We start from the raw sequence: 26,965 nt of genomic DNA, 5'->3' as shown, positions 1-26,965 counted from the left end.
GGTCACCGAGTTCCAGCCGAGCGCGGGAACGGCGTTGCCGCCGAAGTACTCTGGCGTCCAGACCGCGGGGGAGCGCCCGGACGCGTTCAGCCCGTGCAGCCGCCTACCGTCCCAGACGATGGCGAATGCGTCCGACCCGATGCCGTTGGACACGGGCTCAACCACGGTCAGGGCGATGGCGGTGGCGATCGCCGCGTCCACGGCGCTGCCCCCGGCGGCGAGCATGCGCAGGCCCGCCTGCGCGGCAAGCGGTTGCGACGTGCACACGACGTTGGCCGCCAGGACGGGCTTTCGCGGCCAGGCATAGGGGAGGCCCCAACCGAAAGGTGTGGTCACCTCCGCGAGACTAGGCCGTCAGCAGGGGCGCCAGCCACGTCAGCTCGGCCGGCAGCTGCGAGCTCCAGAACTCCGGGTTGTGGCCGCCGGGCGAGAAGCCGCCGGCGGGCGGGTTCGGCAGTTGCGCGATGAACTGCTTGGTCGCCCCGTAGAACGGGTCGCTGTCGCCGCAGTCCACCCGGATCGGGATCGACGCCAGCGCGGGCATCCCGAACACCGAGTTCGCCGCGAAGTCGTCCGGCCCGTCGAACGCGCCGGGTGCGGCCGCCCCCGATGACATCCACAGCGCCGGGCTCACCGCGCAAATCGCGGCGGTGCGCGCGGGCCCGAGCCGCCCGCCGAGCAGCAGCGCGCCGTAGCCGCCCATCGACCAGCCCAGGAACGCGACCCGCGAGGTGTCCAGGTCCTGGCCGCCCAGCATCGGGATCAGCTCGTTCAGCACCATGGCCCCCGCGTCGTCGCCCGACGCCCGCTTGTGCCAATAACCGCCGCCACCGTCGACGGCGACCACCGCGAACGGCGGCAGTCCGGCGTTGACGGCCTGGGCCAGCCCCTGCTCGACGCCGCCGGCCATCACGGTGGCCGCGTCGCTGCCCTTCCCGTGCAGCGCGATGACCGGCCGCAGCGCCTTGGTCTGTCCCGGCGGACGGGCGATCGCCCAGTTGGTGTTGATGCCGCCGCGCGCCGCCGAAACGAAGGAGCCCGTCACCATGGTCGGCGCGGGCGGGGCCGGTGCCGCCGGTTCAAGAGGCGCGCTGGGGGGAGGCGCCAGCGGCGCCTGGGTGGTGGCCGCCGACACCGGCGCGGCGCGAGATGTTCGGGGCTCTAACAGGATGTCCAGGGTGTATGCGCCGGCGGCGCCGACGGCCGCGCTGGCGCCGAGACCGAGCAGGGAGCGGCGGCTCAAGTCGGGCATGCGGGCCATCATGCCACGGCCGTTTGGCCAAAATGGCAATGGAGTACCACTTTTGCTGGCACCATGGCTACTCGTGACTGCAGCAGTTACTCCAAAGGGAGAACGTCGACGGTATGCGCTCGTGAGCGCCGCCGCCGAGCTGCTAGCCGAGGGCGGGTTCGAGGCGGTGCGCCACCGGGCGGTCGCCCGGCGGGCGGGCCTGCCGCTGGCCTCGACCACCTATTACTTCTCGTCGCTGGACGATTTGATCGCACGCGCCGTCGAACACATCGGGATGATCGAGATCGCCCAGCTGCGGTCGCGGGTCAACGCGTTGTCCCGGCGGCGCCGCGGACCCGAGACCACCGCCGAGGTGCTGGTTGACCTGCTGGTGGGGGATTTGTCGGACCCGGCGCTCACCGAGCAGCTGATCTCCCGTTACGAGCGGCACATCGCCTGCACCCGGTTGCCCGCGTTGCGCGAGACGATGCGGCGCAGCCTGCGCCAGCGCGCCGAGGCCGTCGCGGAGGCCCTCGAACGATCCGGCCGATCCGTGCGGATCGAACTGGTGTGCACGCTGATCTGCGCGGTCGACGGTTGCGTGGTCTCCGCGCTGGTCGAGGGCGGAGACCCCGCCGCGGCCGCGTTGGGCACGGTGGTCGAGCTCGTCGACGTGCTCGCGCCCATCGACCCGCGGCCGGTGCAGATCTAGGGGCGGGGCAGCGACGGGGTCACGATGTATCCGGTGGCGAAGTCGCCATAGATCGTGACGGCGGCGGGGCAGCGCTGGAAGTACAACGCCACGTAGGCGCAGACGACGGCGTCGACCGGGTCTTCGGCGCGACGCAGCTCGCTCTTGCGTTGCGCCGTGACGACCTGCCGGCGCAGCTCCGCCCAGCCGTGATGGCCCGCGACCCGCAGCGGAACCGCGGCATCGGCGAGCTTTTCCACGCCGTCCATCAGCAGCAAGAGCTCGGACTTGAGCCCCTCGACGGTGCGGCCGGGCTTCGCCTTGTATTTCAGCGTCCGCTCCAATCCGAACAGCGCGACGGTTGCCGCGTGCGGGTAGACCTCGATGGCGCGGCGCCCGGCCGTCGATCGCGGATCCAGATCGAGGCCCAGCGCCGCGGCCAGCCGGCCCCCGCGCGGGCCGCCGGCGAATTCCGGCTTTCCGGTGTTGCAGGGGTGCGCGCCGGCCTCGAAACGCCGGAAGTCGCGGTTGAGGGCCGCCTCGGCGGGCCGCTGGCCCGTCGGGTTGGTCACCACCAGCGGCGCGTCGAAGGCGACCAGGCAATCGCCGCGGACGTAGGGCGACAGGGCGGCCAGCACCGCCGCGTCGTCGCGCACGGCAGACACGTGCACCAGGCGGCCGTCGGCGTCCAGCACCGCGATACCGGTGGGGTTGCGTCCCGCCCACGCCAGGTCGACGCCTAGGAAGTACACCCGCACAGGGTATTGCCGCCACCGTAAGCTGTGTGCTTGTGAGCATTCCGAACGTCCTGGCCGCCCGGTACGCCAGCGCGGAAATGGTCGCGATCTGGTCGCCGGAGGCCAAGGTCGTCGCGGAGCGGCGGCTGTGGCTGGCCGTGCTGCGGGCGCAGGCCGAGTTGGGAGTGGACGTTCCCCCCGAGGCGATCGCCGATTACGAACGGGTGCTCGACGACGTCGACCTTGCCTCGATCGCGAACCGCGAACGGGCGCTGCGCCACGACGTGAAGGCCCGCATCGAGGAATTCAACGCGCTCGCCGGCCACGAGCAGGTGCACAAGGGCATGACCAGCCGCGACCTCACCGAGAACGTGGAGCAGCTGCAGATCCGGCGGTCGCTGGAACTGGTGTTCTCCCACGGCGTTGCGGTCGTAGCGCGGCTCGCCGAGCGGGCGGTGGGCTACCGCGACCTGGTGATGACCGGACGCAGCCACAACGTCGCCGCGCAGGCCACCACATTGGGCAAGCGGTTCGCCTCCGCGGCACAGGAGACGCTGATCGCGTTGACCAGGCTGGGGGAGTTGATCGACCGCTACCCGCTGCGGGGGATCAAAGGCCCGATGGGTACCGCGCAGGACATGCTCGACCTGCTGGACGGCGACGTCGCCAAGCTGTCCGAACTCGAGGGACGCGTCGCCGACTTCCTCGGCTTTGCAACGGTTTTGACCAGCGTCGGCCAGGTGTACCCACGCTCGCTGGACCACGACGTCCTCTCGGCGCTCGTGCAACTTGGCGCCGGACCGTCGTCGATGGCCCACACCATCCGGCTGATGGCCGGGCACGAGCTCGTCACCGAGGGGTTCGCCGAGGGGCAGGTGGGCTCGTCGGCGATGCCGCACAAGATGAACACCCGCAGTTGCGAGCGGGTCAACGGGCTGCAGGTGGTGCTGCGCGGCTACGCCTCGATGGCCGCCGAGCTGGCCGGCGCGCAGTGGAACGAGGGCGACGTGTTCTGTTCCGTGGTGCGCCGAGTCGCGTTGCCGGACAGCTTCTTTGCCATCGACGGGCAGATCGAGACGTTCCTGACGGTGCTCGACGAGTTCGGCGCCTACCCCGCGGTGATCACCCGCGAGCTGGACCGCTACCTGCCGTTCCTGGCCACCACCAAGGTGCTGATCGCCGCGGTGCGCGCCGGGATGGGTCGCGAGGCGGCCCACCATGTGATCCGCGAACACGCGGTCGCGACGGCGCTGGCCATGCGGGAACGCGGCGCAGAACCCGACCTGCTGGAACGGTTGGCCGCCGACGAGCGGCTGCCGCTGGACCGGGCGGCGCTGGACGCGGCGCTGGCCGACAAGAAGTCGTTCACCGGGGCCGCCGGTGACCAGGTGGACAAGGTGGCCGCGATGGTGGATGCGTTGGTGAGCCGCTACCCGGACGCGGCGAAATACACCCCGGGAGCGATCCTGTGACGCTGGCGAGCGCGCTTTCGGGGATCGACTTCACCGACCTGGACAACTTCGCCAACGGATTTCCGCACGACCTGTTCGCCGTCCATCGGCGCGAGGCGCCGGTGTACTGGCACTCACCGACGGAGAACACCCCCGACGGCGAGGGGTTCTGGTCCGTCGCCTCCTATTCGGAAACGCTTGCGGTGCTGAAGGATCCGGTGACCTACTCCTCGGTCACCGGCGGCGAGCGCCCGTTCGGCGGCACGCTGCTGCAGGACCTGGCCATCGCGGGCCAGGTGCTCAACATGATGGACGATCCGCGGCACTCGCAGATCCGGCGACTGGTCAGCTCCGGGCTGACGCCGCGGATGATCGGAGTCGTCGAAAACGATTTGCGGACCCGGGCCCGCCGGCTGCTGGACGCCGTCGTGCCGGGCGAGCCGTTCGACTTCCTGGTCGACATCGCCGCCGAACTGCCGATGCAGATGATCTGCATCCTGCTGGGAGTGCCGGAATCCGAACGGCATTGGCTGTTTGAGGCCATCGAGCCGCAGTTCGACTTCGGCGGCTCACGCAAGGCGTCCCTGTCGCAGTTGTCGGTGGAGGAGGCCGGGTCCCGGATGTATGGCTACGGCCAGGAGTTGATCGCGTCGAAGCGGGCCAACCCGACCGAGGACATGTTGTCGGTGGTCGCCAATGCAAGGCTCGACGACGCGGGCGCGCCGGCCCTCTCCGATTTGGAGTTGTACCTGTTCTTCAGTCTGCTGTTCAGCGCCGGCGCGGAGACGACGCGCAACGCGGTCGCCGGCGGACTGCTGGCGCTGGCCGAGCATTCGGAGCAATTGCGGGCGCTGCGTTCCGATTTGACCCTGCTGCCGACGGCGGTCGAGGAGATGGTGCGCTGGACGTCGCCGTCGCCGTCGAAGCGGCGCACCGCCACGCGCGACGTCACGCTCGGCGGGCATTCGATTCGGGCGGGGCAGAAGGTCCAGATCTGGGAGGGTTCCGCGAACCGGGACGCCGAGGCGTTCGACCGCCCGGATGAATTCGATATCGCCCGAAAACCCAACCCGCACTTGGGCTTCGGTCAGGGCGTGCACTACTGCCTTGGCGCCAACCTGGCCCGCCTGGAACTGCGGGTGCTGTTCGAGGAGCTGTTGACCCGTTTTTCCGCCGTGCGGGTTGCCGGGCCGGTCGAATGGACCCGCAGCAATCGGCACACCGGCATCCGGCATCTGGTCGTGGAGCTGATCGAGGGACCGTGACCACCCGGCTCGCCGAGGTCGAGCCGTCACCCGATGTGTTCGCCGCGGTGATGGCGACCGGAATCTTGTCGATCGCCGCCCACGATCACCGGTACTCGGCCATCAGCGAAACCTTGGGAGTACTGGCCACTCTCACGCTGCTGGCCCTTGTCGCGCTGGTCGCCGTGGCCAGGCCGCTCCCGTCCTGGGATTGGCGGGATCCCGATGTCACCCTGCGGCTGTTCACCTTCGTGGCCGCGTGCGCCGTGGTTGACACCCGCTTGTCGTCGAATGTGTGGGTGCTGCGCGGGCTCGGCGTGGTCGCCTTGACCTCGTGGCTCGTGCTGATCGCGCTGAGCGGGCGGAATATGGTGGCGCGCAGTCGTGCTGCGTTGCGCGACCACGCTCGCGGCGCGTGGGTGCTGGCCAGCGTGGGAACTTCGGGTTTGTCGATCGTGATGGCCAGGGTGGCCGGCAGCACCGGTCATCGCTGGTGGCTGGCGATCGCTTTGCAGGTCTGGGTGGCGGCGATCTGCCTCTATGGCCTGATGGCCTGGCTGATCCTGTGGCGCGCAGTAAACGAGCGCCAGGATCGCGACGGCTTCGAGCCCGACAGCTGGATCCTGATGGGCGGGTTGGCCATCGCGACGTTGGCCGGCGACAACATCCACGCCCTGGTGCCCGCTTGGCTGGCCGGGCCGGTGCTGGCGGTCACCGTCGTGACCTGGGTGGCGGCCACCCTGTGGATACCACCGCTGATCTACTTCGGCCTACGCCGCATCAGCCGGCACCCGACGATACTGGCCTTTGCCGGGGTGTGGTGGGCGCTGGTATTTCCGTTGGGCATGTATTCGGTCGCCAGCTATGCGATGGCCGCCCAGAGCCGTCAGAATGCGCTGCTGACCGTGTCGCTGGTGTCCTTCTGGGATGCGTTGGCCGCGTGGCTGATTGTCGTGGCGGCTGGGCTTCAGCTTTTGTGGCAGCGGCTGACGCGCGACCGTGCGTAGCGAACGGTCGCGGGAACCTGCATAATCTCCCGGTGACCATAACCTCTCGCGTTCGCTCGTTCGTCGTCGCGTTGCTTACCGCACTGCCGATGCTGGCGATTCCGGTCGCCGCCGCGGACCCGCCGCAGGGCGCGCACATCACCGACATCCAGCACGTCAACGACCGCTGGGACAAGGTATCCGTCTACTCGCCCGCGATGAACACCGTCATCGTCAACGATGTGTTCAAGGCGCCCAACGCGGGTGCGCCCGTCTTCTACCTGCTGCCCGGCATCGAGGGCAGCGACGACAGGGCTTGGTTCGGGATGACCGACGTCCAGGGATTCTTCGCCAACAAGAACGTCAACGTCGTCTCCCCGCTCGGCGGTCCGTTCAGTTGGTGGACCAACTGGGTCAACGACGGCGGCAAGCAGTACCAGACTTACATGACCCGGGAGCTGCCCCCGGTGATCAATGCGCAGTACCACGCCAACGGCAAGAACGCCGTCGGCGGCTTGTCGAGCACCGGCGGCACGGCCATCGATTACGCCGTTCAGGCGCCAGGAGTCTTCCGGGCCGTCGCTTCGTACAGCGGTTTTCCGTCGGTGTCCGACCCGGATGAGGCGCAACAGGTCGCCCTGACACTGGCAGGTGGCGGCCAGAGTGCCGAAAACATGTGGGGGCCCCTGGGCGGCCCCGATTGGGTGGCCCACGACCCGGCGAAGAACGCCGGGAAGCTGAGGGGCGTCGCGGTTTACGCCGCCGCGTCCGGCACCGGCGGCGCGGGCGACGTCGACCGGTTGCCCGCGGGCTTCGGGCCCAATGTCGCCGGTGGGCTCATCGAGCGGATCACCGCGGACAGCACCAAGCGGTTCGCCGATGCGGCGAACGCCGCCGGGGTGCGGATCACCTACATCGTTCGTCCCGAGGGCTCGCACACCTGGGGCCTCTTCGAGTCGGAGATGCAGGAGTCCTGGAACACCACCGTCGGACCGGCGCTCGGCGCATAGCGGGGCCGCCGCGCCGCCGTCGTCAGCCCGCGCGCAGCGCGACGCCGGCCGACCGCAGCTCCAGCGCGGCCAACGCCCGGATGGTGGCGGGATCCTCATGGCGCCACCCGCCGACCGGGTCCGCGCTGATCGCGGCCAGCTTGCGCGGCGGCCGGTTGGTCAGGGCCCGCAGCGCCAACAGCTGTTCGCCCGCCGGGGTCGCGGCCAGACCGGTGACGGTCCACTTGCGCCGGAAGAACCGCAGCCGCAGTAACAGCCACGGGATGACCACGATGAGCAGCGGTACCGCGACGACCGCCAGCGACAGCAGCACCGCCAGCCAGCCGGCCGTGGTGTCGAGGCTGTGTCCGGCCCCCGCGATATCGAGAGCCGCCGCGCTGGCCGAGGCCAGCGGCTTGCTGACCGCGTCCCCCACTACCGGAATGTGCTGCGCACCTTCGCCCGCCGAGGCCAGGTTGCCGGCGATGCCGTTGGCGCCGATCTCGACCTGCCGGCCGGCCTCGGCGATGGTCGAGATGGCGTCGTAGACGGCCGTGCCGACGAGCAGCCAGATCAACGACCATAGGAAGATCGCGAAATCGCTGAAAAGTTGGGCGGCCAACCGGCCGGGGGTGGTGGCGTAGGGCAGGATCCGCAATGGCAGCGACGTCATAGCCTCGATCCCAGCACAGGGCCGCCCGATAGGCTGACCCGATGCGCCCAGCACTGTCCGACTACGAGCATGTGGCCAGCGGCAAGGTCCGCGAGATCTACCGCGTCGGCGACGAGCACCTGCTGCTGGTGGCGACCGACCGGATCTCCGCATACGACTACGTGCTGGACAGCACCATCCCGGACAAGGGCCGAATCCTCACCGCGATGAGCGTGTTCTTCTTCGGCCTCGTCGAGGCTCCCAACCACCTGGCCGGGGCGCCCGACGATCCGCGCATCCCCGACGAGGTGCTTGGCCGCGCGCTGGTGGTGCGGCGGTTGGAGATGCTTCCGGTGGAATGCGTGGCCCGTGGCTATCTGACCGGGTCGGGGCTGTTGGACTACCAGGCGACCGGCAAGGTTTGCGGCATCCCGCTGCCACCGGGTCTGGTGGAGGCCAGCAAGTTCGCCACCCCGATATTCACTCCGGCGACGAAAGCCGCGCTGGGCGACCACGATGAGAACATCTCGTTCGCCCGGGTGGTCGAGATGGTGGGTGCGGTGCGCGCCAACCAGCTGCGCGACCGCACGCTGCAGACCTACGTTCAGGCCGCCGACCACGCGCTGCGGAGGGGAATCATCATCGCGGACACCAAGTTCGAGTTCGGTACCGACCCGGGGGGCAACCTGCTGCTGGCCGACGAGATCTTCACCCCGGATTCGTCACGCTACTGGCCGGCCCGGGACTACCGGGCGGGTGTGGTGCAGACCAGCTTCGACAAGCAGTTCGTCCGCAACTGGTTGACCAGCCCGGAGTCCGGTTGGGACCGGCACGGTTCGCAACCGCCGCCACCGCTGCCCGACGACATCATCGACGCCACCCGCAGCCGCTATGTCGAGGCGTACGAACGCATTTCGGGTCTGAGCTTCGGCGACTGGATCGGCCCGGGCGCATGACGGAGGCTCCCTCGGATGCGCTGGTGCCACCGGTCGCGAAGCGGGTCGAGACCCGGCGCGAACACCACGGCGACGTCTTCATCGACCCGTACGAATGGCTGCGCGACAAGGCCGACCCCGAGGTCATCGGTTACCTAGAGGCCGAAAACGACTACGTCGACCGGATGACGGCACACCTGGAAACGTTGCGGCAGCAAATCTTCGACGAGATCAAGTCGCGCACCAAGGAGACCGACCTGTCGGTGCCGACCCGCCAGGGTGACTGGTGGTACTACGCGCGCACCTTCGAAGGCAAGCAGTACCGCGTCCAGTGCCGTTGTCCCGTCGCCGATCCCGATGACTGGGATCCGCCGATGCTGGACGAGGACACCGAGACTCCCGGCGAACAGATCCTGCTCGACTCGAACGCGGAGGCCGAGGGTCACGAATTCTTCGCACTGGGCGCCGCGATGGTCAGCCTGGATGGAAACCTGCTGGCCTACTCGGTCGACACCGTCGGCGACGAACGCTATACCCTGCGGTTCAAGGACTTACGCACCGGGGAGGCGTACCCCGACGAGATCGCGGACATCGCGGCGGGAGCGACCTGGGCGGCCGATCACCGCACCGTGTATTACCTGACCCTGGACGCGGCCCACCGTCCCGACAAGGTCTGGCGATACCGGCTCGGCTCGGGGGAGCCGTCGGAGCTGGTGTATCACGAGGCCGACGAACGGTTTTGGCTGGGGGTGGGGCTCACCCGGAGCGAGAAGTACGTCTTCATCGCGTCGGGTTCGTCCATTACCACCGAAATGCGTTACGCCGACGCCGCCGACCCGGACGCGACGTTCACCGTCGTGCTGCCCCGACGCGAAGGAATCGAGTATTCGGCCGAGCACGCCGTGGTCGGCGGAGAGGACCGATTCCTGATCCTGCACAACGACGGGGCCGTGAACTTCACGCTCACCGAGGCCCCGGTCGGCGATCCGACGCGGCAGCGCACCCTGATCCCGCACCGCGACGACGTTCGGCTCGACGCTGTGGACGCCTTCGCCGGTCAACTGGTGGTGAGCTATCGGCGCGCAGCGTTGCCGCGAGTCCAGTTGTGGCCCATCGAATCCGACGGGGCCTACGGTGAGCCGGAGGAAATCGCGTTCGACTCCGAGCTGATGTCGTGCGGGTTGGGTGGCAATCCGAACTGGGATTCGCCCAGGCTGCGGATCAGGGCCGGATCTCTGGTCACCCCGGCGCAGGTCTACGACATCGACCTCGCCACCGGTGAGCGAATGCTGCTGCGCGAGCAACCCGTCCTGGGCGGCTACCGTCCCGCCGACTACATCGAACGGCGCGACTGGGCGCGGGCGGATGACGGCACCCAGATCCCCGTGTCGATCGTGCATCGCGCCGACATCGAATTGCCTGCGCCCACACTGCTGTACGGTTACGGCGCCTACGAGCTGTGCACCGATCCGAGCTTCTCGATCGCCCGATTGTCGCTGCTGGACCGCGGCATGGTCTTCGTCATCGCCCACGTGCGTGGCGGTGGCGAGATGGGCCGGCTGTGGTATGAGCACGGCAAGTTGCTGGAAAAGAAGAACACCTTCACCGACTTCGTCGCGGTGGCAAGGCATCTGGTGGACTCGGGGATGACCCGGCCCAGCCGGCTGGTTGCCCTCGGCGGCAGCGCCGGCGGCCTTCTGATGGGCGCGGTGGCCAACCTGGCACCGGATCTCTTCGCCGGCATCCTCGCGCAGGTCCCGTTCGTCGACCCGCTGACCACCATCCTCGACCCGTCGTTGCCGCTGACCGTCACCGAGTGGGACGAATGGGGAAACCCGTTGAGCGACAGCGATGTCTACTCGTACATGAAGTCGTATTCGCCCTACGAGAATGTCGAGGCCAAGAGGTATCCGGCCATCCTGGCGATGACGTCCCTGAACGATACCCGCGTCTACTACGTGGAGCCGGCCAAGTGGGTTGCGGCGCTGCGGCATGCCAACACCGACGGCAATCCGGTCCTGCTGAAAACGCAGATGAACGCGGGACACGGCGGCGTCAGCGGTCGTTACAAGGCCTGGCAGGAAACGGCTTTCCAATACGCGTGGCTGCTAGCCGCTGCCGACCGCGACCGCTACGGCGGCGGCCAGGAAGACGGCCTGGATGGCGGTCCGCAGGGGTAGCCGGGTCGTCATCGACTTGGGCGGATCGGACATCCGGGACGCGTAGACGTTCGCCGGAAACATGGCCAGCATCAGCACCGACAGGCAGATGGCCGCGGCGACCCGGGTCGCGGGGATCAACAGGCCCACGGCGCCCAGCAGCTCCAGCAGGCCGGTGAGGGTGACCAGGTAGCCGGGAGCGGGCAGGCGGGGCGGCACGATCGCGATGAGATCCCGCCGCAGCGGCGGCGCGAAGTGCGAAAAGCCGGTCAGCAGGAACATCGCCGCCAAGCCGACGGCGATCGCGGCGGTCCAGTTGTTGACGTAGGCCACGCCGAGCCAGCCGATGCTGCGGGCGGCGATGGTGCTCAGGAGCAGGGTGATCAACGGAGCCATCGGACATTCCAATCTAGACAGTGACAAGATTCTAGCACTCAAGCTAGGCCTGTATCTAGTCACTGTCAAGTTTGCCCGGTATGCTGGCGTCGTGAACCGCTACCACCACGGCGACCTGCGCGCGGTGATCCTGGCCGAGACGGGGCGGCTGGTGGCCGAGCGGGGCGCAGACGGGGTCTCGTTGCGCGAGCTGGCCCGCAGCGCGGGCGTGTCGCACGCCGCGCCGGCCCACCACTTCACCGATCGGCGGGGCTTGTTCACCGCGCTGGCCACCCAGGGATTTCAGCTGCTGACCGAGGCGCTGGCGAGCGCTCGCGGCCGCTTCACCGACGCGGCCCTCGCCTACGTCCGGTTCGCCCTCGACCACCCCGGCCACTATCAGGTCATGTTCGACAGGTCCCTGCTGGACGCCACCGACGCCGAACTGGCCGAGGCCGAGGCCGCCGCCGGCGCCGAGCTGTCCCGCGGCGTCGCGACCCTGCGGGACCCCAACGCGCGGGCCGACCCCGCCGGCGCTCAACTGGCGGCGTGGTCACTGGTGCACGGGTTCGCGACGCTGTGGCTCAACGACGCCGTCAACGTCCGCATCAGGCAGGCCGATCCGATGGATACCGTCACCCGGATCGCGAGGATGCTGTTCGAGGGGTGAGCGGCGCTAGTCGTGGGCCGTTTGAATGGCCGGCTGCTTCGGCAGGAACGCCGCCGGGATGATGGTGAACGTCACCAACACCACCGCGATCACGAATACCAGTGTGTAGGCGTGCGAAAGGTCGTGCAGCACGCTTCCCGAGAAGCCCGGCGTCAGCGACTGGGGCGGCACAGCGGACGGGTCGACCGGTACGCCGGTGGCGGCCGCTTTCTGTTGGAGCGTCGCGAGTTTACGTGCCGCAACGATGTTCTCGCTGTGGTTGAACTGGTTGGTGAGGACCATCGACATCAACGCGGTTCCCATGGAACCGCCCACCTGATGGCTGACGCTCATCAGCGTTGTGCCCCGGGCGATCTGGTGGGGTGACAGTGCCTGCACCGACGCGACGGACAGCGGCATCATGGTGCATCCCATGCCCAGCCCCATGATCGCCAACCCGACCAGCAGCGTGGGTTGGTACGGGGTCTGCTTGGCGACCCCGAGGGCGAAGGTGCCCAGGCCCGCGATGATCAACGCGATGCCGACCAGCACGATCTTGCCCGGCCCCTGCCTGTCCACCAGCGGCCCGGTCAGCCGCATGGTCAGCATGGCGCCCAGCCCCTGCGGGATCATGTGCACGCCGGCCTGCATGGGCGTCTGGTGCAGCACCTGCTGGAAGTAGCTCGGCAGCAGCAGGCCCGCGCCGAAAAAGGCTGTGGCGAACAGCAGCATCGTCACATTGGCCTGGGTGATCACCTTGTTCTGGAACAGTCGTAGATCGATGAGTGGGTGATCGGCGCGGCGCCGCGCGTGCACGACGAACGCGGCGATCAGCACCAGGCCGACGGCCGCCGGAACCAAGACGCGACGATCGGCGACGGTCCCGCAGCGCGGGACGGAAGACACCGCGAACAAGAACGTGGCCAGCCCGGGGGAGAGCAGCAATCCGCCGACGACGTCGAACGTTTCCGACCGCGCGGCTTGATCGCTGGGGAACACGATCGCCGCCAGCACCAGCGTGACGAGGCCGATCGGCAGGTTGATCAGGAAAATCCACCTCCAGCTGGAGGTGTCGATGAGCCAGCCGCCCAGGATGGGCCCACCGATCGGGGCGAGCAGCATCGGGATGCTCAGGATGGACATCAGCCGGCCGAGGCGGGCGGGGCCCGCTTCGCGGGTCATGATCATGAATCCCAGCGGCATCAGCATGCCGCCGCCGACGCCCTGCACCACTCGAAACACGATGAGCTGCACGATCGTTGAGGCCACCGCGCACAGCAGCGAACCCAGGACGAACGCCACCACGGAACCCATGAACAACCGTTTGGTGCCGAACCGGTCGGCCGCCCACCCGGTCAGCGGAATCACCGACGCCAACGCCAGCGTGTAGCCGGTCATGGTCCAGCCGACGATGGCCTGGGTGGACCCGAATTGATCGATGAACGTGCGTTGCGCGACGGCGACGACGGTGACGTCCAGGATGGCCATCACCGTGGCCAGCAGGCACACCCCGGAGATCCGCAACAGCCTCGCGTCCAGCCTGTTCGGGAAGACATGGACGCCCGGCGGCTGCGCGGAAGCGGTGGGCGGCGCGGTGTCGGCCGCTGCTGATCGGGCCTTGTCCATGGCGTTGCTTAGCATATCGAATCGATTGCGCCGCGCCGCGCCGGGATGCGTTTGCTGGCCGGGCGTGCCGGCGGGCAATCTCTGGCGCGTTCCTGCCCCTCCGCGCGGCCAATTTCGCCGCTTCCGGGCGGCGCCGACCTGGGCCGATATACGTCTGCTGTCTGCGTGTCCTTCACCATCCCGACACCTGGAATCGTCAAACTGCGGGTGTGTCTGGAAAATTGATCGTCTCGGTGTCGGGGATCGGCGAACGCACCCTGGATGACGTCCGGGCGTTCTGCACAGAAATGGACGCCCGCAAAGTTCCCGTCTCATTGCTGGTTGCGCCCCGGCTCAAGGGTGACTACCGGCTGGACCGTGACCCGCACACCGTCGACTGGCTGACCGCGCGCCGCGCCGGCGGCGACGCCATTGTGCTGCACGGCTATGACGACCCCGCCACCAAGAAGCGTCGCGGCGAATTTGCGGTCCTGCGCGCCCACGAGGCCAACCTGCGCCTGATGGGCGCCGATCGGGTGCTCGAGCACCTCGCGTTGCGCACCCGGCTGTTCGCGGCGCCGGGCTGGGTGGTGTCACCGGGCGTCATCAAGGCGTTGCCGCAGAACGGCTTCCGGCTCCTCGCCGACCTGCACGGGATCACCGACCTGGTTCGGCACAGCACCGATCGCGCCCGGGTGCTGGGCATCGGCGAGGGCTTCCTGACCGAGCCGTGGTGGTGCCGCATGGTCGTGCTGTCCGCGGAGCGGATCGCGCGCCGCGGCGGCATCGTGCGGGTCGCCGTGGCCGCGCACCAATTGCGCAAGCCCGGCCCGCAGCAGGCGATGCTGGACGCCGTCGACCTCGCTCAGATGCACGGTTGCACCCCCACGGTGTACCGGTGGCGGTCTGAGAAGGCGATCCTCGACGCGGCCTGATCCAAGCGCCTGATCCGCCCCCGCCGCGGGGCATTACCCTGTTGCCACATGAGCGATTCTTCCGGCGCGGGCTTCGCTGCTGACGCGATCATCGTCGGCGCCGGGCTGTCCGGCCTGGTCGCCGCGTGCGAATTGGTAGAGCGCGGGCTGCGGGTACTGATCGTCGACCAGGAGAACAGCGCCAACCTGGGCGGGCAGGCCTTCTGGTCCTTCGGCGGGTTGTTCTTCGTCGACAGCCCGGAACAGCGCCGCCTCGGCATCCGCGACAGTCACGAACTCGCCCTGCAGGATTGGCTCGGCACGGCGGCGTTCGACCGGCCCGAGGACTACTGGCCGCGCCAATGGGCGCACGCCTACGTCGATTTCGCGGCCGGGGAGAAACGCAGCTGGCTGCGTGCCCGCGGGCACAAGATTTTTCCGCTGGTGGGTTGGGCGGAGCGCGGCGGTTACGGTGCCCAGGGTCATGGCAACTCGGTGCCGCGCTTCCACATCACGTGGGGCACCGGGCCGGCGTTGGTGGAAATCTTCGCGCGCCAGTTGCGCGACCGCTCCGCGGTGCGGTTCGCGCATCGCCACCAGGTCGACGAGTTGATCGTCGAGGGCGACGCGGTGACCGGCGTCCGCGGCACCGTGCTGGAGCCGTCGACCGCCGCGCGCGGAGTGGCCTCGTCACGAAAAGCGGTGGCCCAATTCGAATTTCGCGCCTCTGCGGTGCTCGTCACCAGCGGTGGCATCGGCGGCAACCACGAGCTGGTCCGAAAGAATTGGCCGAAGCGGATGGGCCGGGTTCCCGAGCAGTTGCTTGCCGGGGTGCCCGCGCACGTCGACGGCAGGATGATCGCCATCTCGCAGCGGGCCGGAGCAAGGGTGATCAACCCCGACCGGATGTGGCACTACACCGAAGGCATCACCAACTACGACCCGATCTGGCCGCTGCACGGCATCCGGATCATTCCCGGGCCGTCCTCGCTGTGGCTGGACGCGTCCGGCAAGCGGTTACCGGTCCCGCTGTATCCCGGCTTCGACACCCTCGGCACGCTGGAGTACATCACCCGGTCCGGGCACGACTACACCTGGTTTGTGTTGAACGCCAAGATCATCGAGAAGGAGTTCGCGCTTTCCGGCCAGGAGCAGAATCCCGATCTGACCGGACAGAGCGTGCGCGCGCTACTGCGTAATCGCGCCAGCTCCGGGCCGCCCGGGCCGGTGCAGGCCTTCGTCGACCGCGGCGTGGACTTCGTCAGCGCGGACTCCTTGCGCGAGTTGGTGACCGCGATGAACAAGCTGCCCGATGTGGAGCCGCTCGACTACGCCACGGTCGAGGCCGAGGTCACCGCCCGCGACCGCGAGGTGGCCAACAGGTACAGCAAAGACAGCCAGATCACCGCGATCCGGGCCGCCCGCGACTATATCGGGGACCGGCTGGGCCGGGTGGTCGCGCCGCACCGGCTGACCGATCCGAAGGCCGGGCCGATGATCGCGGTCAAGCTGCACATCCTGACCCGAAAGACGTTGGGCGGCATCGAGACCGACTTGGCCGGCCGGGTGCTCAAGGGCGACGGCACCCCGCTCACCGGGCTGTACGCGGCCGGCGAGGTGGCCGGTTTCGGCGGCGGCGGCGTGCACGGCTACCGGGCGCTGGAGGGCACCTTCCTGGGCGGCTGCATCTTCTCCGGCCGCGCGGCGGGCCGCGGCGCCGCCGACGACATCACCTAGGCCCGCCGAGCGTCACGCCAGCGTGACGCCGGCCGTCGAACGTTGCGCCAGCGTGACGCTCGACGGGGGCTTGGTCAGAAGGTGACCGCGTCCTCTTCGGGCAGCACCTGGAAGTCGGTGCTGGTCATCTCGGACAACCGGCCGTAGTAGATGCCCCTGGCCTCCGGGGCGATGATGCCCTGGTGGATGGGCACCGCGCGTGCCGGTGCCACCGCGCGCAGGTAGTCGACGGCCTCGGCGATCTTCATCCACGGGGCCGCCGCGGGGGTGGCCATGATGTCCACCGGTTCGTCGGGGACGAAGAGCGCGTCGCCGGGGTGCATCAGCCTCGCGGGATGTTCTGAATCGCCGATCAGAAACGAAATGTTTTCTATCACGGGGATTTCCGGGTGGATCACGGCGTGCCGACCGCCGACGGCCCGCGCGGTCAGCTGCCCGATCCGCAGCTCGTCGCCGACGTGCACCGCCCGGCACGGCTCGCCCAGCTGCGCCGTGGTTTGCGGATCGGCGTACAGCGCCGCGTCGGGGTTGCCCTCCAGCAGCGACGGGAGCCGCCCGACGTCGACGTGGTCGGGGTGCTGGTGGGTGATCAGGATGGCGGTCAGGCCGGTGATTCCCTCGAAACCGTGCGCGAAGGTACCGGGGTCAAAGAGCACACGCGTGTTGTCGAACTCGGCAAGTAAGCATGAGTGGCCGAAATGCGTCAGTTGCATGACTACGATTGTGCCCCGATAGGGGTGATGCCGATGCGGGTGATCCTGGCCGCCATGCTGCTGGTCGGTGGCTGTGCGGTGGCCCTGATCGCCGCGGTACCCGCGCACGCTGACCCTGAGACGTGCCCGACCACCTGCGACCAGATCCCCAACAGCGCGTGGATCCGGCAGCACGCGGTGCCGCTGGATGCGGTGTTCAACTGGCCCGCGCTGGCCGGTGCGGCGGTCCCCCTGACAGGCACGGGGACGCCGAGGTTTCGCTTCGAGGAGCTGTGTGACTCGCCGGCGCTGCCGCGGGATCCCCGCGACTTCGCGGTCGCGGCCGGCGCGACGGTCACCCACCCGGAGGGGCAGTGGCAGCTGCGGGCGGAAATCCTGCACTGGCGCGGTGACACGGCTCGCGGCGGCCAGCTGGCGGCTGCGGTGTTCAGCAGTGCCGTCGGCGCCCTTCGCGCCTGCCAGCAGCGCGCCCCCGCAGAGTCGCCGTCGATCACCAGCGACGAACTGAATCGGATGGCCGCGGTCATTAGCGGTCCGGTCGTCATGCACACCTACCTGGTCGCCCACGCGGCGAGCAGCACGGTCACCGAGCTCACGCTGTGGTCGTCGGGGCCGCCCCAGGTGTCCTGGCCGGCGATGGGGGACGATCCGGTGCTCAACGCCCTGACCGCGCCGCTGTGCGACGCCTACATCGCCTCGTGCCCCTGACCTGCCGGTAGAGTTGGCGCCGAAATGCACCCTGAGGAGGAGCGCCGGTGAGCCGTGTGGTCGTTCATGTGATGCCCAAAGCGGAGATTCTCGACCCGCAGGGCCAGGCGATTGTCGGTGCGCTGGGGCGGCTCGGCCACCCCGGTATCTCAGATGTCCGGCAGGGCAAGCGGTTTGAGCTCGAGGTGGATGACACCATCGGTGACGCCGAGCTCGCGGAGATCGCCGAATCGCTGTTGGCGAACACGGTGATCGAGGACTGGACGATCAGCCGGGAGTCGCAGTGACGGCGCGGATCGGCATCATCACCTTCCCCGGGACGCTCGACGACGTGGACGCCGCCCGGGCGGCGCGGCGCGTCGGGGCCGAGGCGGTCGCACTGTGGCACGCCGACGCCGACCTGAAGGGAGTCGACGCCGTGGTGGTGCCCGGCGGTTTCTCCTACGGCGACTACCTGCGGGCCGGCGCGATCGCCCGGTTCGCCCCCGTGATGGCCGAAGTGGTCGACGCCGCGCGGCGCGGCATGCCGGTCCTGGGTATCTGCAATGGTTTTCAGGTGCTCTGCGAGGCCGGCTTGCTGCCGGGGGCGCTGACCCGCAACGCCGGGTTGCACTTCGTCTGCCGCGACGTGTGGCTGCGGGTGGCGTCGATCTCGACGGCGTGGACGTCGCGTTTCGAGTGGGGCGCTGACCTGCTGGTGCCGCTGAAGTCCGGCGAGGGCCGCTACGTGGCACCCGAGAACGTGGTCGACGAGCTCGAGGGCGAGGGCCGGGTCGTGTTCCGCTACCTCGACAACCCCAACGGCTCGCTGCACGACATCGCCGGCATCAGCTCCGCAAACGGTCGCGTCGTCGGGCTGATGCCGCATCCGGAACACGCCATCGAAGCGCTGACGGGCCCGTCCGACGACGGCCTGGGCCTGTTCTATTCGGCGCTGGACGCCGTGCTGGCCGCTTGAGCGGGAATCCCTGCCGCACTGCGTAATTCGTCAAAAGCGCCGACGAGCGCGTCGGTCGCTTCGTGCGGATCGTCGAACGTTCGGTCGTCGGTGAGGACCGCGATGCCGAGCTGGTCGACGTAGCTCCACACGGTGATGTTGACCGGCGCACCCGGCGACAGCACACCGGTCGAGTAGATCTCGCTGACCGCGGCACCGCCGAAGTGGCCACGCTCCCGGGGGCCAACGACGCTGGACACCGCGACGTTCATCATCTTGTTGGGCGCTTCTCGGCAAGCCAGCCAGCGAAACGCGGCCGGGGCGATCGCGGTCGGCAGATAGGTCATCATCCGCTCGTAGAGCCGAGGGCCCAGGATTTCGTGGTCCTCCTTGGCAATCCGGGTCGCCAGCGCGACCAGCCGCGCCCGTCCGGTCGGGTCGGCGATGTGCACGGGCAGCGAAATCGACAGGCCGCTGATCTCGTTGCCGGTGATCCGGTCCGACTTGTCGGTGGCGGTCGGCACGGACGCGATGATCGGTCGGTCGGCCGCTCCGTCGTAGGCCAGCAACAGCTTTCGCAGCCCACCGGCCGCCGTCGTCAGCACCAGGTCGGTCGTCGTGACACCCAGCGCCTTGGACGTCGCCTTGACGTCGGCCAGCGGCAGCGTCGCACTGGCGAACCGCCGCCTCGGCGACACGACGTGGTTGAGAAAGGTGGGTGGCGCGTCAAAAGCATCGGCGATCTCGGGGTGGTGCCCGCGCTGGCGTGAGCGACGCCGGACCCGCGTCAATCCCACGGCCGCGTCCCTGATCAGGCCCGGCAGCGCGGCGACTTGCCGCGCGTGGTCGCGCCCGGCGGCACGCAGCAGCTCCGCCGTCGACGGTGTGACGCCGGCTTCGTCGTTGTCCCGCTCGTCGGTCGTCCCGTCCTTGAGGTCCATCGCGCGGGCCAGGAGGTTGACCGAGGCGACGCCGTCGGCCAGCGCGTGGTGGACCTTGCCGATCAACGCGTATCGACCCCCGGCCAGGCCCTCGACGAAGTGGAATTCCCACAGCGGGCGATCGCGATCCAGTGGCGTGGAGGCTATCTCGCCGACGAGGCCGTCGAGCTCGCGCCGCCCCCCGGGTGCGGGCACGGTCGTCCGGCGCAGGTGGTAGTCCAGGTCGACCTCGCAGTTCTCCTGCCACATCGGGTGATGCAGTCGCCAGGGAATGTCGACGAGCTTGTAGCGCAACGGTTCCAACAGATGCAGGCGGCGCCGCACGTGGCGGCGGAACGCCTCGAACCCGAAATCACCCTCGCAATCGGAAGGGTCGAGGACGGCGACCTTCAGCGTGTGCGTGTGCAGGTTCGGCGTCTCGCTGTACAGCAGCATGGCGTCCATGCCGTTGAGTCTTTTCACACGCCACCTCGCCCCGCCGATGCGTCAGCCCAGTATGGGGAGGCGGCGCTGGCCGGCCAGCCGCTTGAGCGCGGCCTCCATCACGGCGCGTACGTGGGCGTCGACCTCGTCGACGTCGGGGTCGCTGCCGAAGCGGGCGGTGACGTCGACCGGCTCGAGCACCTCGGTCACGATCTTTGCCGGCAGCGGCAGGTTGGGCGGGAAGATCACGCTCGGACCGAACGGGAAGCCGAAGCTCACGGGGAGGATGTCCATGCGGGCCCTGGTGAGCCCCAGCTTGCGAGCCAGCCAGTTGCCGCGGGTCAGAAACAGCTGGGTCTCCTGGGCACCGATGGACACGGTTGGAACGATCGGCACCCCCGCCTCGATAGCGGTCCGCACGTAGCCGGTGCGGCCGTTGAAGTCGATGGTGTTCGCGCTGAAGGTGGGTCGGTAGGAGTCGTAGTCGCCGCCGGGGAAAACCAGCACCACCGCGCCTGAACGCAGGGCGGCGGCGGCGTTTTCCCGGCTCGCCTCGATCACCCCGAGGCGGCGCAGCCATCCGTCGAGGGGCCCGATGAACAGGCCGTAGTGGCCCAGCGTGTAGACGGGGCGGTCGTACCCGAACCTGTCGTAGAAGGCTGGCGCAAAGATCAACACGTCGGGCGTCAGCATGCCGCCCGAGTGGTTGGACACCACCAACACCCCACCGGTCGCCGGCACGTTTTCGATGTTGCGCACCTCGGCGCGATACCAGCGCCTGACGATCGGGCTCACGGCTTTGCTGACCTGTTCCGTGAACGCCGGGTCCCACTTCGCAGTCTCGGGATTGCGCGCCGAGTCCGCTCCGCCGCCCATCATGGCCCCCCGTATTGCCGATGCGTTGCCGATCCCAAACCTCGGCCGTCAGTGACATAGAACACTCTCTATTTTGGAGAATACCATTATCAGTTTGCTGTCGACAGCGCCGGCGGGTCGCCGAGCGTAACGCCACTGCGAAATACCGCCCATGATTTCGCCGTGGCGTTACGCTGGCGGGCTTGGCGAGGCGTACGTGCCTCAGCCGGCGTCGAGCAGCATCGGATGCTCCGCGGGCGGCAACTCGACGGCAGGGGCCAACTGGCCGAACAGGTCGATCGCGTCCGCGATCGCGGCGTCGACGAAGGACGCGAAATCCTCGAACGTGACTCCCTTGCGGATCCACTGCGACCTGCGCGCCACCACGCCGATGCGCTGAGGGTCGGATGATCCGTGCACGATCGCGATGACCTCACGATCCTGCGCGTTCCACATGTCGGCGAAGTGGGACAGCCAGGGACGGTCGGTGGCGGGGAAGAAACATGCGGGGGTCACCCGGATCATCAGCACGTCGCCGTGCGTCGGGCAGACCTCGAGGTGGACGTGCAGCCTCCGCGGACGGGTGTTGGCGACGTAGAAGAACTCGCCGTCGTGGTGGCCGCGGAAATACCGGCTGCCGCGCGTGCACAGGTAGCGCTCGACCAGTTCTGCGCAGAGCGGCTCACTCGTCATGAGTTAGATGGTGAGCCCGGCGGCTTTGCGGATCCTGGGAGCCGAGCTAGCCGGGACCGAAGAAATTGTTGAGAATTGGCTGAGCGAAGCGATGGGCTGCGTGCCCGTACCGTTAGTCGCCTTAGTCCCAATAGTGACTTCACTTTTCTACCGTTGGTTCCAGGAGAAAAAGGGGGTGTCGTCGTTGACCGCAACTAACCAATCCGGGCGCACGCATCGTCAGGGCCGGCCGACATGACCACCGCGATACACGCCTTGGTTTCTAGCGTCCCGATGAACGGGCATGAGGATGCGGATGATGAATCCACCAAAACAAGGGCATTAGCCTGGCGAGTCGAGACCGTCATGCCGCGCTGGCGACCCAGCGAAGACGAAATCGTGCGCGCCGCAATCACGGTGATACTGGTAGCCCTTGGGACGATCATCGCGCTGGCCGCCATGGCAATTTTGACAATGGGCTGAGCTGCGCCGCTGGTCACGCGCGATCGCGCCGCTCGACCATCCCGGCGCCGGCCTCGGGCATCGTTCGCGGCAGGGTGACCGAAAACCGGTACCGCTCTGGCCGATAGTGGAATTCGACCACTTCGAGGGCCTTGTCGTCCTCGCCGTAGCTGGTGCGCTCGAGCACCAGCACCGGCGAGCCCAACGGCACAGCCAGCGCGCCGGCCACCTCGAGAGAGGCGCCGGCCGCATGGATCTCATGGCGGGCCCGGGCGATGCGGACCCCGAGCCGCTGCTCCCACATCGAGTAGGTGCTTTCCATGGCGTACTCGGTTTCCGCGCCAGGCGCCGTCGAGATCAACGGCTCGACCGCTGGGCCCAACCCCGGCGGAAAGTAGATCGTCATCAGGGCAAGGGGCAGGTCGCCGTCCCGGAAACGCCGGTTGATGCAGAGGACCTGGGCGATGCCCAGGACTTCGGCGATCCGCTGCGGCGCCGGGCCTACGTGGTGCGAGAGCACCTCCACCTGCGGGGTGATGCCGGAGCTCGCCAACACCTCGGTGATCATGCGCACGCCGGCGTCGAGTTCCTGGTTCACCGGGTTGGACACGAACGTGCCCAGGCCCTGCCTGCGAACCAGCCACCCCTGCCGCTCGAGAAGTCCCACCGCCGCGCGCACGGTCACCCGGCTCAAACCCGTGCGATCGATCAACTCGCGCTCGGTGGGCAGGCGGCCGCCACGGGGGAGGCCCTGCTTGACGATCGCGGCTTTGAGCGCTTCGGCGAGCTGGGTGCTCGCGGGCACGCTGCCGCGCCGCACCCGCAGGTCCGCCGCCTCGAGATCGAGCGCCCCCGGACCCATGAGACGTATTAAAACGTCTTATGGCGCGTTGTCAACGGCGCACGCCATGCTCGAAGTCGGCGCGACCGGACTGACGGCGCCACAGCGGTCGGGAGGGCACAACGTGGGATTCGCGGTCGAACGGATCGACCATGTCGTGCTGAATTGCAGGGACGTCGAGGCCACCGCGTCGTGGTACGAGCGGGTCCTGGGCATGCGGCGGGAGACCTTCGGGCCGTCCGGGAGAACCGCGATGTGCTTCGGAGATCAGAAGATCAACCTGCGACCGGTGGGGGCGCTGGCCGACGATCCCGACTGGGTCACCGGATCCGTCGAAGCCGCGGGCTCCGCGGACCTGTGCTTCATCACGCGGGCAACCCCGGACGAGGTCCGCGCCCATCTCGCCGCGTGCGGCGTCGGCATCGTTTCGGGACCGGTCATGAAGACCGGCGCGCTCGGGCCGATGACCTCGCACTACTGTCGCGACATCGACGGAAACCTCGTCGAAATAGCCGTCTACTGAGCGCTTTTCAGTGGATAAAGCTCGGGAAGATTGACGACGACGGCCTCTTGGGTGCTGCGCGCGATCACGACCTCGGCGGCCGAAGTCGGATCGGGGTTCTCTTCGCGGTGCGGCAGGTACGGCGGGATGAAGACGTAATCGCCGGGCGCGGTCGAAATGCGAACCTCTTGAACGCCATCGTGAAAGACAAACTCCGGGTTGCCGCTTCGGACGTAGACCGCGGTTTCCGATTCGCCGTGATGGTGGTTCGACGAGGCGGTCGCCGGTGCCGCGTGTGTCTCGCCCATCCACAGCTTCTCGGCGCCGACCGACGTGCCGGACAGGGCCGCGAAGCGGCGCAGGCCCTCGGATTGCGCGGTATCGGAACTGATGTCCGACGCCCGGATGTGGTGCACCCGGTTTCGGGCGACGCGCGCCGCGGCGTCGTCGAAGTCTGGATGAAATCCGTCTGAAGTCGCCATGCGTCAATTATCCGCCGCGTCCCGATAGGCCTCGAGCAGCCTCAGCCAAAGCTCGCTGACCGTCGGGAAGCAGGGGACGGCGTGCCACAGCCGGTCGACGGGCACCTGACCGGCCACGGCGATGGTGGCCGAGTGCAGCATCTCGGTGACGCCGGGACCGACCAGCGTCACCCCGAGCAGGTGGCCGCGGTCCACATCGACCACCATCCGGGCCCGACCGGTGTATCCGTCCGCGTAGAGCTTGGCCCCCATGACGACGTCTCCGATCTCCACGTCGACCGTGCGGATCCGGTGGCCGGCGTCCTGCGCCTGCTGCGCCGTCAGCCCGACGGCCGCGGCTTCCGGGTCGGTGAAGAAGGCCTGCGGCACCGCGTGATGGTCGGCGGTGGTCGCGTGCGCGCCCCACGGCGAGGTGTCCAATGGCTGTCCCGCGGCGCGGGCCCCGATCGCCGCGCCGGCGACGCGTCCCTGGTACTTGCCCTGATGGGTCAGCAGGGCCCGGTGATTGACGTCGCCCGCCGCGTAGAGCCAACCGCCCTCGATGGCCGTGACACGGCAGGTGTCGTCGACGTCGAGCCAGCTGCCCGGTGTTAGCCCGACGGTCTCGAGGCCGATGTCGTCGGTGAGCGGCGCCCGTCCGGTGGCGAAAAGCGCTTCGCTGACGGCCAATTCGGATCCGTCGTCCAATTCGAGGACCACCTGCCCGCCGTCGCGGCGGCGCAGCGCGCGCACCGCCGCGCCCAGGCGCACGTCCACGCCGGCGTCGGACAGCCCGCGGGCGATGAGTTCACCCACGAAGGGCTCCATCCGGGGCAGCAGCCCGGAACCGCGCGCCAGCAGGGTCACCCGCGAGCCCAATCCTTGCCACGCCGTGGCCATTTCGACACCCACGCCGCCGGCGCCGACGACGGCGAGCCGCTCGGGGACATAGCTGCTGTCCGTCGCCTCGCGGTTGGTCCACGGTTTGGCCTCGGCGATGCCGGGCAGATCGGGGAGCGCGGGCCGGCTGCCCGTGCACACCACGACCGCGTGCCGCGCCGTCAGCGCCGGCTGCTCACCCCCGGGCGCGCTGACGGCGACTCGCCGGGGGCCGGCCAGCCGCCCGTGCCCGCGTATCAGGGTGGCGCCGAGCCCGCGCACGAAGTCGGCCTGGCCGGTGTCGTCCCAGTCGGTGACGTAGCGGTCACGGCGACCGAAGACCCCTGCGCTGTTGATGGAACCACTGACCGCTTCCCGTGCGCCGTCGACGCGGCGGGCGTCCGAGACGGCGATGACCGGTCGCAGCAACGCCTTACTGGGCACGCACGCCCAATACGAACATTCGCCCCCGACCAGTTCGCGCTCGACCATCGCGACACTGAGACCGGCGGCGCGGGCGCGCTCGGCGACGTTCTGCCCGATCGGTCCGGCGCCGAGCACGACGACGTCGAATTCGTGTTCCGTGCCCGGTGCCATCGTCAGCGCCGCCCCTCGATGAGTCGCGCGGCCAGCTGGCGCAGGTCACTGACGACGACGTCCGGTTGCGCCAACCCGTCAACCGGCAGCGGTGGATTGCCCGGCCGCGTGATGAGCGAGGAGCTGAAGCCGACGTGTTGCGCGCCGAGGGTGTCCCACACGTGCGCGGCGACCATCATGCAGTCGGTGGGCGCCACCTGGAGCGTCTCGCATACGTGCCGGTACACCGCCGGCGCCGGCTTGAACGCGCGGCAAGCGTCGACGCTCAACTGTTGTTCGAAGAAGTGGTCCAGGCCCGAATTCTGCAGCGCCGTGGGTCCGTCGGGGTTGGGTGGCGAGTTGGTGAGGGTGACCAGCCGGAAGCCGCTATCGCGCAGCGCAGCAAGCCCATCCGCGGCATCCGGGTGCGCCGGCATGGTCAGCAGGCCGGCCTTCAGGCGACCCAGATCGTCGTCCGTGATGGCCACCTGGTAGATGTCGCCGAACATGCGCAGCAACCCCTGGGCCAGCACCGAGAAGGTCACGTAGCTTTCCGTCAACGTGGCGGTCATCGAATACATGACGAGTTGCGGGAACCATTCGCGAAGTACCCGCTTGTCACCGAACTTCTCCCCGAAAAGCGGTGCCAGCGACTCGATGTCAAGGAGCGTCTCGTTGACGTCGAAAACGAGCACCGACGGCGTAAGAGGTCGCATGGTCAAACCGTGGCCCTTCTCGTTGTCGTGCCGAGCACCTCATCGGTGTCGAGTCCCCGGTCGACACCGTGGGCAAGGACAGTTTGGCCAGGTTCCAGTTGAAGCCGGTTGCCGTCGAGGTATACGTCGATCTTATCGGGCTCGAACGACACCAGATCGGTGACCCGGCCGACCTCGGGCCATGCGTTGAGGTAAGACCACGCGGCGCGCTGGTGTCCGCCGATGTCGTAGTAGGAGCATATCCCCTTGTATGGGCAAAAGGTTTGAAGATCAACAGGTTTGAGTGCGACTTCGTCGATGTCTTCGCGCGCGACGTACCAGCGAGGCGCAAAGCCGGATTCGTACAGCGCCAGTGGATGCTTCGTGTCGGCGATCACCCGCTCACCGTCGCGGACGACCAGATGCCGTGAGGTGGAACGGATGTCGATGCGGTGGTAGGCGTCCGCGGCATGCCCCACGATGCGTTCGTCTTCCTCGTAGAAGGCGTCCATCGCGCGCCAGGCGAATGCCAGCCGACCGTCCAGGACCGCCGCGTGGGGCGGAACCCGCGCGTGTTGCCACGCGCTGTGATCGGCCTGCTGCTCGGCGACTTTGACGGTGAACCACTGCGTTTCGCCGAGGTCCTGGTGCTGGGTGACCCGGTCTTCGGCGGTCAAAATTCCCGCTTCGACGTCGCCGACGGGAAAGTAGGCAACCGGGTAGCGACCGGGCTCGTGTAACAGGACGACGTCCTCGCTGTCGGCGATCCAGGCGTCCGCGAAGCGCACCCGCATGCGGCGCCGCAACGGCTCGGCGAAGAGCAGCCGCGGCGGCATGGGCTGCCCGGTGAGGAAGTGACCCACCGATCCGGTTGCCAATGGTCCCTGCTGCCATGCCAAACCCACTGTGCTGTCCCCTCGTTGGCGAAGATTATTCGCTGAGCCA

At 68.5% G+C, this 26,965-nt stretch carries 30 protein-coding genes; 15 read left to right on the top strand and 15 right to left on the bottom strand.

What is annotated here, in order from left to right; translation table 11 throughout:
* Together A5673_RS05840 and A5673_RS05835 are read right to left on the bottom strand one after the other, a co-directional pair.
* Positions 1–336, bottom strand: a 336-nt coding sequence (locus tag A5673_RS05840) for a gamma-glutamyltransferase (RefSeq protein WP_197518304.1), incomplete at its 3' end; no start/stop codon positions are given.
* A gap of 10 nt (positions 337–346) precedes the next feature.
* Complete coding sequence (locus A5673_RS05835) at positions 347–1,264, bottom strand: alpha/beta hydrolase-fold protein (RefSeq protein WP_068228379.1); 918 nt, start codon at positions 1,262–1,264, stop codon at positions 347–349.
* Positions 1,265–1,325: 61 nt separating this feature from the next.
* Here A5673_RS05835 and A5673_RS05830 point away from each other — a divergent pair, with 61 nt between their 5' ends.
* Positions 1,326–1,943, top strand: a complete 618-nt coding sequence (locus A5673_RS05830) for a TetR/AcrR family transcriptional regulator (protein WP_068228376.1) — start codon at positions 1,326–1,328, stop codon at positions 1,941–1,943.
* On the opposite strand, the gene A5673_RS05825 is transcribed toward A5673_RS05830, so the two are convergent.
* Positions 1,940–2,674 (bottom strand): DUF429 domain-containing protein, encoded by a 735-nt coding sequence (locus A5673_RS05825; RefSeq protein WP_068228390.1) that lies wholly within the window; start codon positions 2,672–2,674, stop codon positions 1,940–1,942. The genes A5673_RS05830 and A5673_RS05825 overlap by 4 nt on opposite strands.
* A gap of 38 nt (positions 2,675–2,712) precedes the next feature.
* Here A5673_RS05825 and purB point away from each other — a divergent pair, with 38 nt between their 5' ends.
* The 4 genes from purB to A5673_RS05805 are packed head-to-tail and all read left to right on the top strand — an operon-like array spanning position 2,713 to position 7,350.
* A complete protein-coding gene (purB, locus tag A5673_RS05820) occupies positions 2,713–4,131 on the top strand; it encodes an adenylosuccinate lyase (protein WP_068228374.1) in 1,419 nt (472 codons plus the stop codon).
* On the top strand, positions 4,128–5,375 hold the full coding sequence (locus A5673_RS05815) for a cytochrome P450 (RefSeq protein WP_068228372.1): 1,248 nt from the start codon (positions 4,128–4,130) through the stop codon (positions 5,373–5,375). The genes purB and A5673_RS05815 overlap by 4 nt, the downstream gene beginning before the upstream one ends.
* A complete protein-coding gene (locus A5673_RS05810) occupies positions 5,372–6,361 on the top strand; it encodes a tellurite resistance/C4-dicarboxylate transporter family protein (protein WP_068228369.1) in 990 nt (329 codons plus the stop codon). The genes A5673_RS05815 and A5673_RS05810 overlap by 4 nt, the downstream gene beginning before the upstream one ends.
* 32 nt (positions 6,362–6,393) lie before the next feature.
* Positions 6,394–7,350 carry an alpha/beta hydrolase family protein gene (locus tag A5673_RS05805; RefSeq protein WP_156747882.1) on the top strand — a complete coding sequence of 319 codons (957 nt, stop codon included), beginning with the start codon at positions 6,394–6,396 and terminating at the stop codon, positions 7,348–7,350.
* Positions 7,351–7,372: 22 nt separating this feature from the next.
* On the opposite strand, the gene A5673_RS05800 is transcribed toward A5673_RS05805, so the two are convergent.
* Entirely contained in the window at positions 7,373–8,002 is a 630-nt protein-coding gene (locus A5673_RS05800) for a hypothetical protein (RefSeq protein ID WP_068228367.1), read from the bottom strand.
* A gap of 41 nt (positions 8,003–8,043) precedes the next feature.
* Between A5673_RS05800 and A5673_RS05795 the strand changes: the two genes are divergently transcribed.
* Together A5673_RS05795 and A5673_RS05790 are read left to right on the top strand one after the other, a co-directional pair.
* Positions 8,044–8,937: a phosphoribosylaminoimidazolesuccinocarboxamide synthase gene (locus A5673_RS05795; protein ID WP_068228365.1), complete on the top strand. Its 894-nt coding sequence runs from the start codon at positions 8,044–8,046 to the stop codon at positions 8,935–8,937.
* The gene (locus A5673_RS05790; protein WP_068228363.1) at positions 8,934–11,096 is read left to right on the top strand and encodes a S9 family peptidase; all 2,163 of its coding nucleotides are present in this window, start codon (positions 8,934–8,936) and stop codon (positions 11,094–11,096) included. Before A5673_RS05795 ends, A5673_RS05790 begins: the two co-directional genes overlap by 4 nt.
* Here the strand turns inward: A5673_RS05790 and A5673_RS05785 are convergent.
* Complete coding sequence (locus A5673_RS05785; RefSeq protein WP_068228361.1) at positions 11,025–11,471, bottom strand: DoxX family protein; 447 nt, start codon at positions 11,469–11,471, stop codon at positions 11,025–11,027. The two genes, A5673_RS05790 and A5673_RS05785, sit on opposite strands and share 72 nt — an antisense overlap.
* Positions 11,472–11,562: 91 nt before the next feature.
* Between A5673_RS05785 and A5673_RS05780 the strand changes: the two genes are divergently transcribed.
* Positions 11,563–12,120 carry a TetR/AcrR family transcriptional regulator gene (locus tag A5673_RS05780; RefSeq protein ID WP_068228358.1) on the top strand — a complete coding sequence of 186 codons (558 nt, stop codon included), beginning with the start codon at positions 11,563–11,565 and terminating at the stop codon, positions 12,118–12,120.
* 6 nt (positions 12,121–12,126) lie between these two features.
* On the opposite strand, the gene A5673_RS05775 is transcribed toward A5673_RS05780, so the two are convergent.
* A complete protein-coding gene (locus tag A5673_RS05775) occupies positions 12,127–13,725 on the bottom strand; it encodes a DHA2 family efflux MFS transporter permease subunit (protein ID WP_082958557.1) in 1,599 nt (532 codons plus the stop codon).
* 209 nt (positions 13,726–13,934) lie between these two features.
* Here A5673_RS05775 and A5673_RS05770 point away from each other — a divergent pair, with 209 nt between their 5' ends.
* Positions 13,935–14,639, top strand: coding sequence for a DUF2334 domain-containing protein (locus A5673_RS05770; protein ID WP_068228352.1), 705 nt, complete (start codon positions 13,935–13,937; stop codon positions 14,637–14,639).
* 48 nt (positions 14,640–14,687) lie between these two features.
* Positions 14,688–16,355 carry an FAD-binding dehydrogenase gene (locus A5673_RS05765; RefSeq protein WP_068228349.1) on the top strand — a complete coding sequence of 556 codons (1,668 nt, stop codon included), beginning with the start codon at positions 14,688–14,690 and terminating at the stop codon, positions 16,353–16,355.
* A 74-nt stretch (positions 16,356–16,429) separates the two neighbouring features.
* Here A5673_RS05765 and A5673_RS05760 read toward each other — a convergent pair whose 3' ends face one another.
* Positions 16,430–17,068 carry an MBL fold metallo-hydrolase gene (locus A5673_RS05760; protein WP_068228345.1) on the bottom strand — a complete coding sequence of 213 codons (639 nt, stop codon included), beginning with the start codon at positions 17,066–17,068 and terminating at the stop codon, positions 16,430–16,432.
* On the opposite strand from A5673_RS05760, the gene A5673_RS05755 reads away from it, so the two are divergent.
* The 3 genes from A5673_RS05755 to purQ are packed head-to-tail and all read left to right on the top strand — an operon-like array spanning position 17,045 to position 18,734.
* Entirely contained in the window at positions 17,045–17,776 is a 732-nt protein-coding gene (locus tag A5673_RS05755) for an ATPase (protein WP_197518303.1), read from the top strand. The genes A5673_RS05760 and A5673_RS05755 overlap by 24 nt on opposite strands.
* Before the next feature lie 47 nt (positions 17,777–17,823).
* Positions 17,824–18,063 (top strand): phosphoribosylformylglycinamidine synthase subunit PurS, encoded by a 240-nt coding sequence (gene purS, locus A5673_RS05750; RefSeq protein WP_068228339.1) that lies wholly within the window; start codon positions 17,824–17,826, stop codon positions 18,061–18,063.
* Positions 18,060–18,734, top strand: a complete 675-nt coding sequence (gene purQ / locus A5673_RS05745; RefSeq protein ID WP_068228336.1) for a phosphoribosylformylglycinamidine synthase subunit PurQ — start codon at positions 18,060–18,062, stop codon at positions 18,732–18,734. Before purS ends, purQ begins: the two co-directional genes overlap by 4 nt.
* Here the strand turns inward: purQ and A5673_RS05740 are convergent.
* The 3 genes from A5673_RS05740 to A5673_RS05730 all read right to left on the bottom strand — a co-directional run bounded on the left by A5673_RS05740 (position 18,701) and on the right by A5673_RS05730 (position 21,625).
* A complete protein-coding gene (locus tag A5673_RS05740; RefSeq protein ID WP_197518302.1) occupies positions 18,701–20,116 on the bottom strand; it encodes a wax ester/triacylglycerol synthase family O-acyltransferase in 1,416 nt (471 codons plus the stop codon). The two genes, purQ and A5673_RS05740, sit on opposite strands and share 34 nt — an antisense overlap.
* Positions 20,117–20,140: 24 nt before the next feature.
* The gene (locus A5673_RS05735) at positions 20,141–20,956 is read right to left on the bottom strand and encodes a lysophospholipid acyltransferase family protein (RefSeq protein WP_068228331.1); all 816 of its coding nucleotides are present in this window, start codon (positions 20,954–20,956) and stop codon (positions 20,141–20,143) included.
* Between the two features lie 198 nt (positions 20,957–21,154).
* Positions 21,155–21,625, bottom strand: a complete 471-nt coding sequence (locus tag A5673_RS05730) for a hypothetical protein (RefSeq protein WP_068228328.1) — start codon at positions 21,623–21,625, stop codon at positions 21,155–21,157.
* A gap of 234 nt (positions 21,626–21,859) precedes the next feature.
* Between A5673_RS05730 and A5673_RS05725 the strand changes: the two genes are divergently transcribed.
* Positions 21,860–22,087 carry a hypothetical protein gene (locus A5673_RS05725; protein ID WP_068228325.1) on the top strand — a complete coding sequence of 76 codons (228 nt, stop codon included), beginning with the start codon at positions 21,860–21,862 and terminating at the stop codon, positions 22,085–22,087.
* Positions 22,088–22,100: 13 nt separating this feature from the next.
* On the opposite strand, the gene A5673_RS05720 is transcribed toward A5673_RS05725, so the two are convergent.
* Complete coding sequence (locus A5673_RS05720) at positions 22,101–22,928, bottom strand: GntR family transcriptional regulator (RefSeq protein WP_068228323.1); 828 nt, start codon at positions 22,926–22,928, stop codon at positions 22,101–22,103.
* Between the two features lie 103 nt (positions 22,929–23,031).
* On the opposite strand from A5673_RS05720, the gene A5673_RS05715 reads away from it, so the two are divergent.
* A complete protein-coding gene (locus A5673_RS05715; RefSeq protein ID WP_068228384.1) occupies positions 23,032–23,430 on the top strand; it encodes a VOC family protein in 399 nt (132 codons plus the stop codon).
* On the opposite strand, the gene A5673_RS05710 is transcribed toward A5673_RS05715, so the two are convergent.
* The 4 genes from A5673_RS05710 to A5673_RS05695 are packed head-to-tail and all read right to left on the bottom strand — an operon-like array spanning position 23,424 to position 26,925.
* Entirely contained in the window at positions 23,424–23,891 is a 468-nt protein-coding gene (locus A5673_RS05710) for a cupin domain-containing protein (RefSeq protein ID WP_068228321.1), read from the bottom strand. The two genes, A5673_RS05715 and A5673_RS05710, sit on opposite strands and share 7 nt — an antisense overlap.
* A gap of 3 nt (positions 23,892–23,894) precedes the next feature.
* Positions 23,895–25,346 carry an NAD(P)/FAD-dependent oxidoreductase gene (locus A5673_RS05705; protein WP_068228316.1) on the bottom strand — a complete coding sequence of 484 codons (1,452 nt, stop codon included), beginning with the start codon at positions 25,344–25,346 and terminating at the stop codon, positions 23,895–23,897.
* A gap of 2 nt (positions 25,347–25,348) precedes the next feature.
* A complete protein-coding gene (locus A5673_RS05700; RefSeq protein WP_068228313.1) occupies positions 25,349–26,041 on the bottom strand; it encodes a haloacid dehalogenase type II in 693 nt (230 codons plus the stop codon).
* Between the two features lie 2 nt (positions 26,042–26,043).
* Positions 26,044–26,925 carry a DUF427 domain-containing protein gene (locus tag A5673_RS05695; protein ID WP_068228311.1) on the bottom strand — a complete coding sequence of 294 codons (882 nt, stop codon included), beginning with the start codon at positions 26,923–26,925 and terminating at the stop codon, positions 26,044–26,046.
* Positions 26,926–26,965: the final 40 nt, after the last annotated feature.

The organism is Mycobacterium sp. E3198 (assembly GCF_001667015.1).
GTDB lineage: Bacteria > Actinomycetota > Actinomycetes > Mycobacteriales > Mycobacteriaceae > Mycobacterium.
Note: the sequence above shows the minus strand (reverse complement) of the source record. Positions and strands in the feature narration are given on the sequence as shown.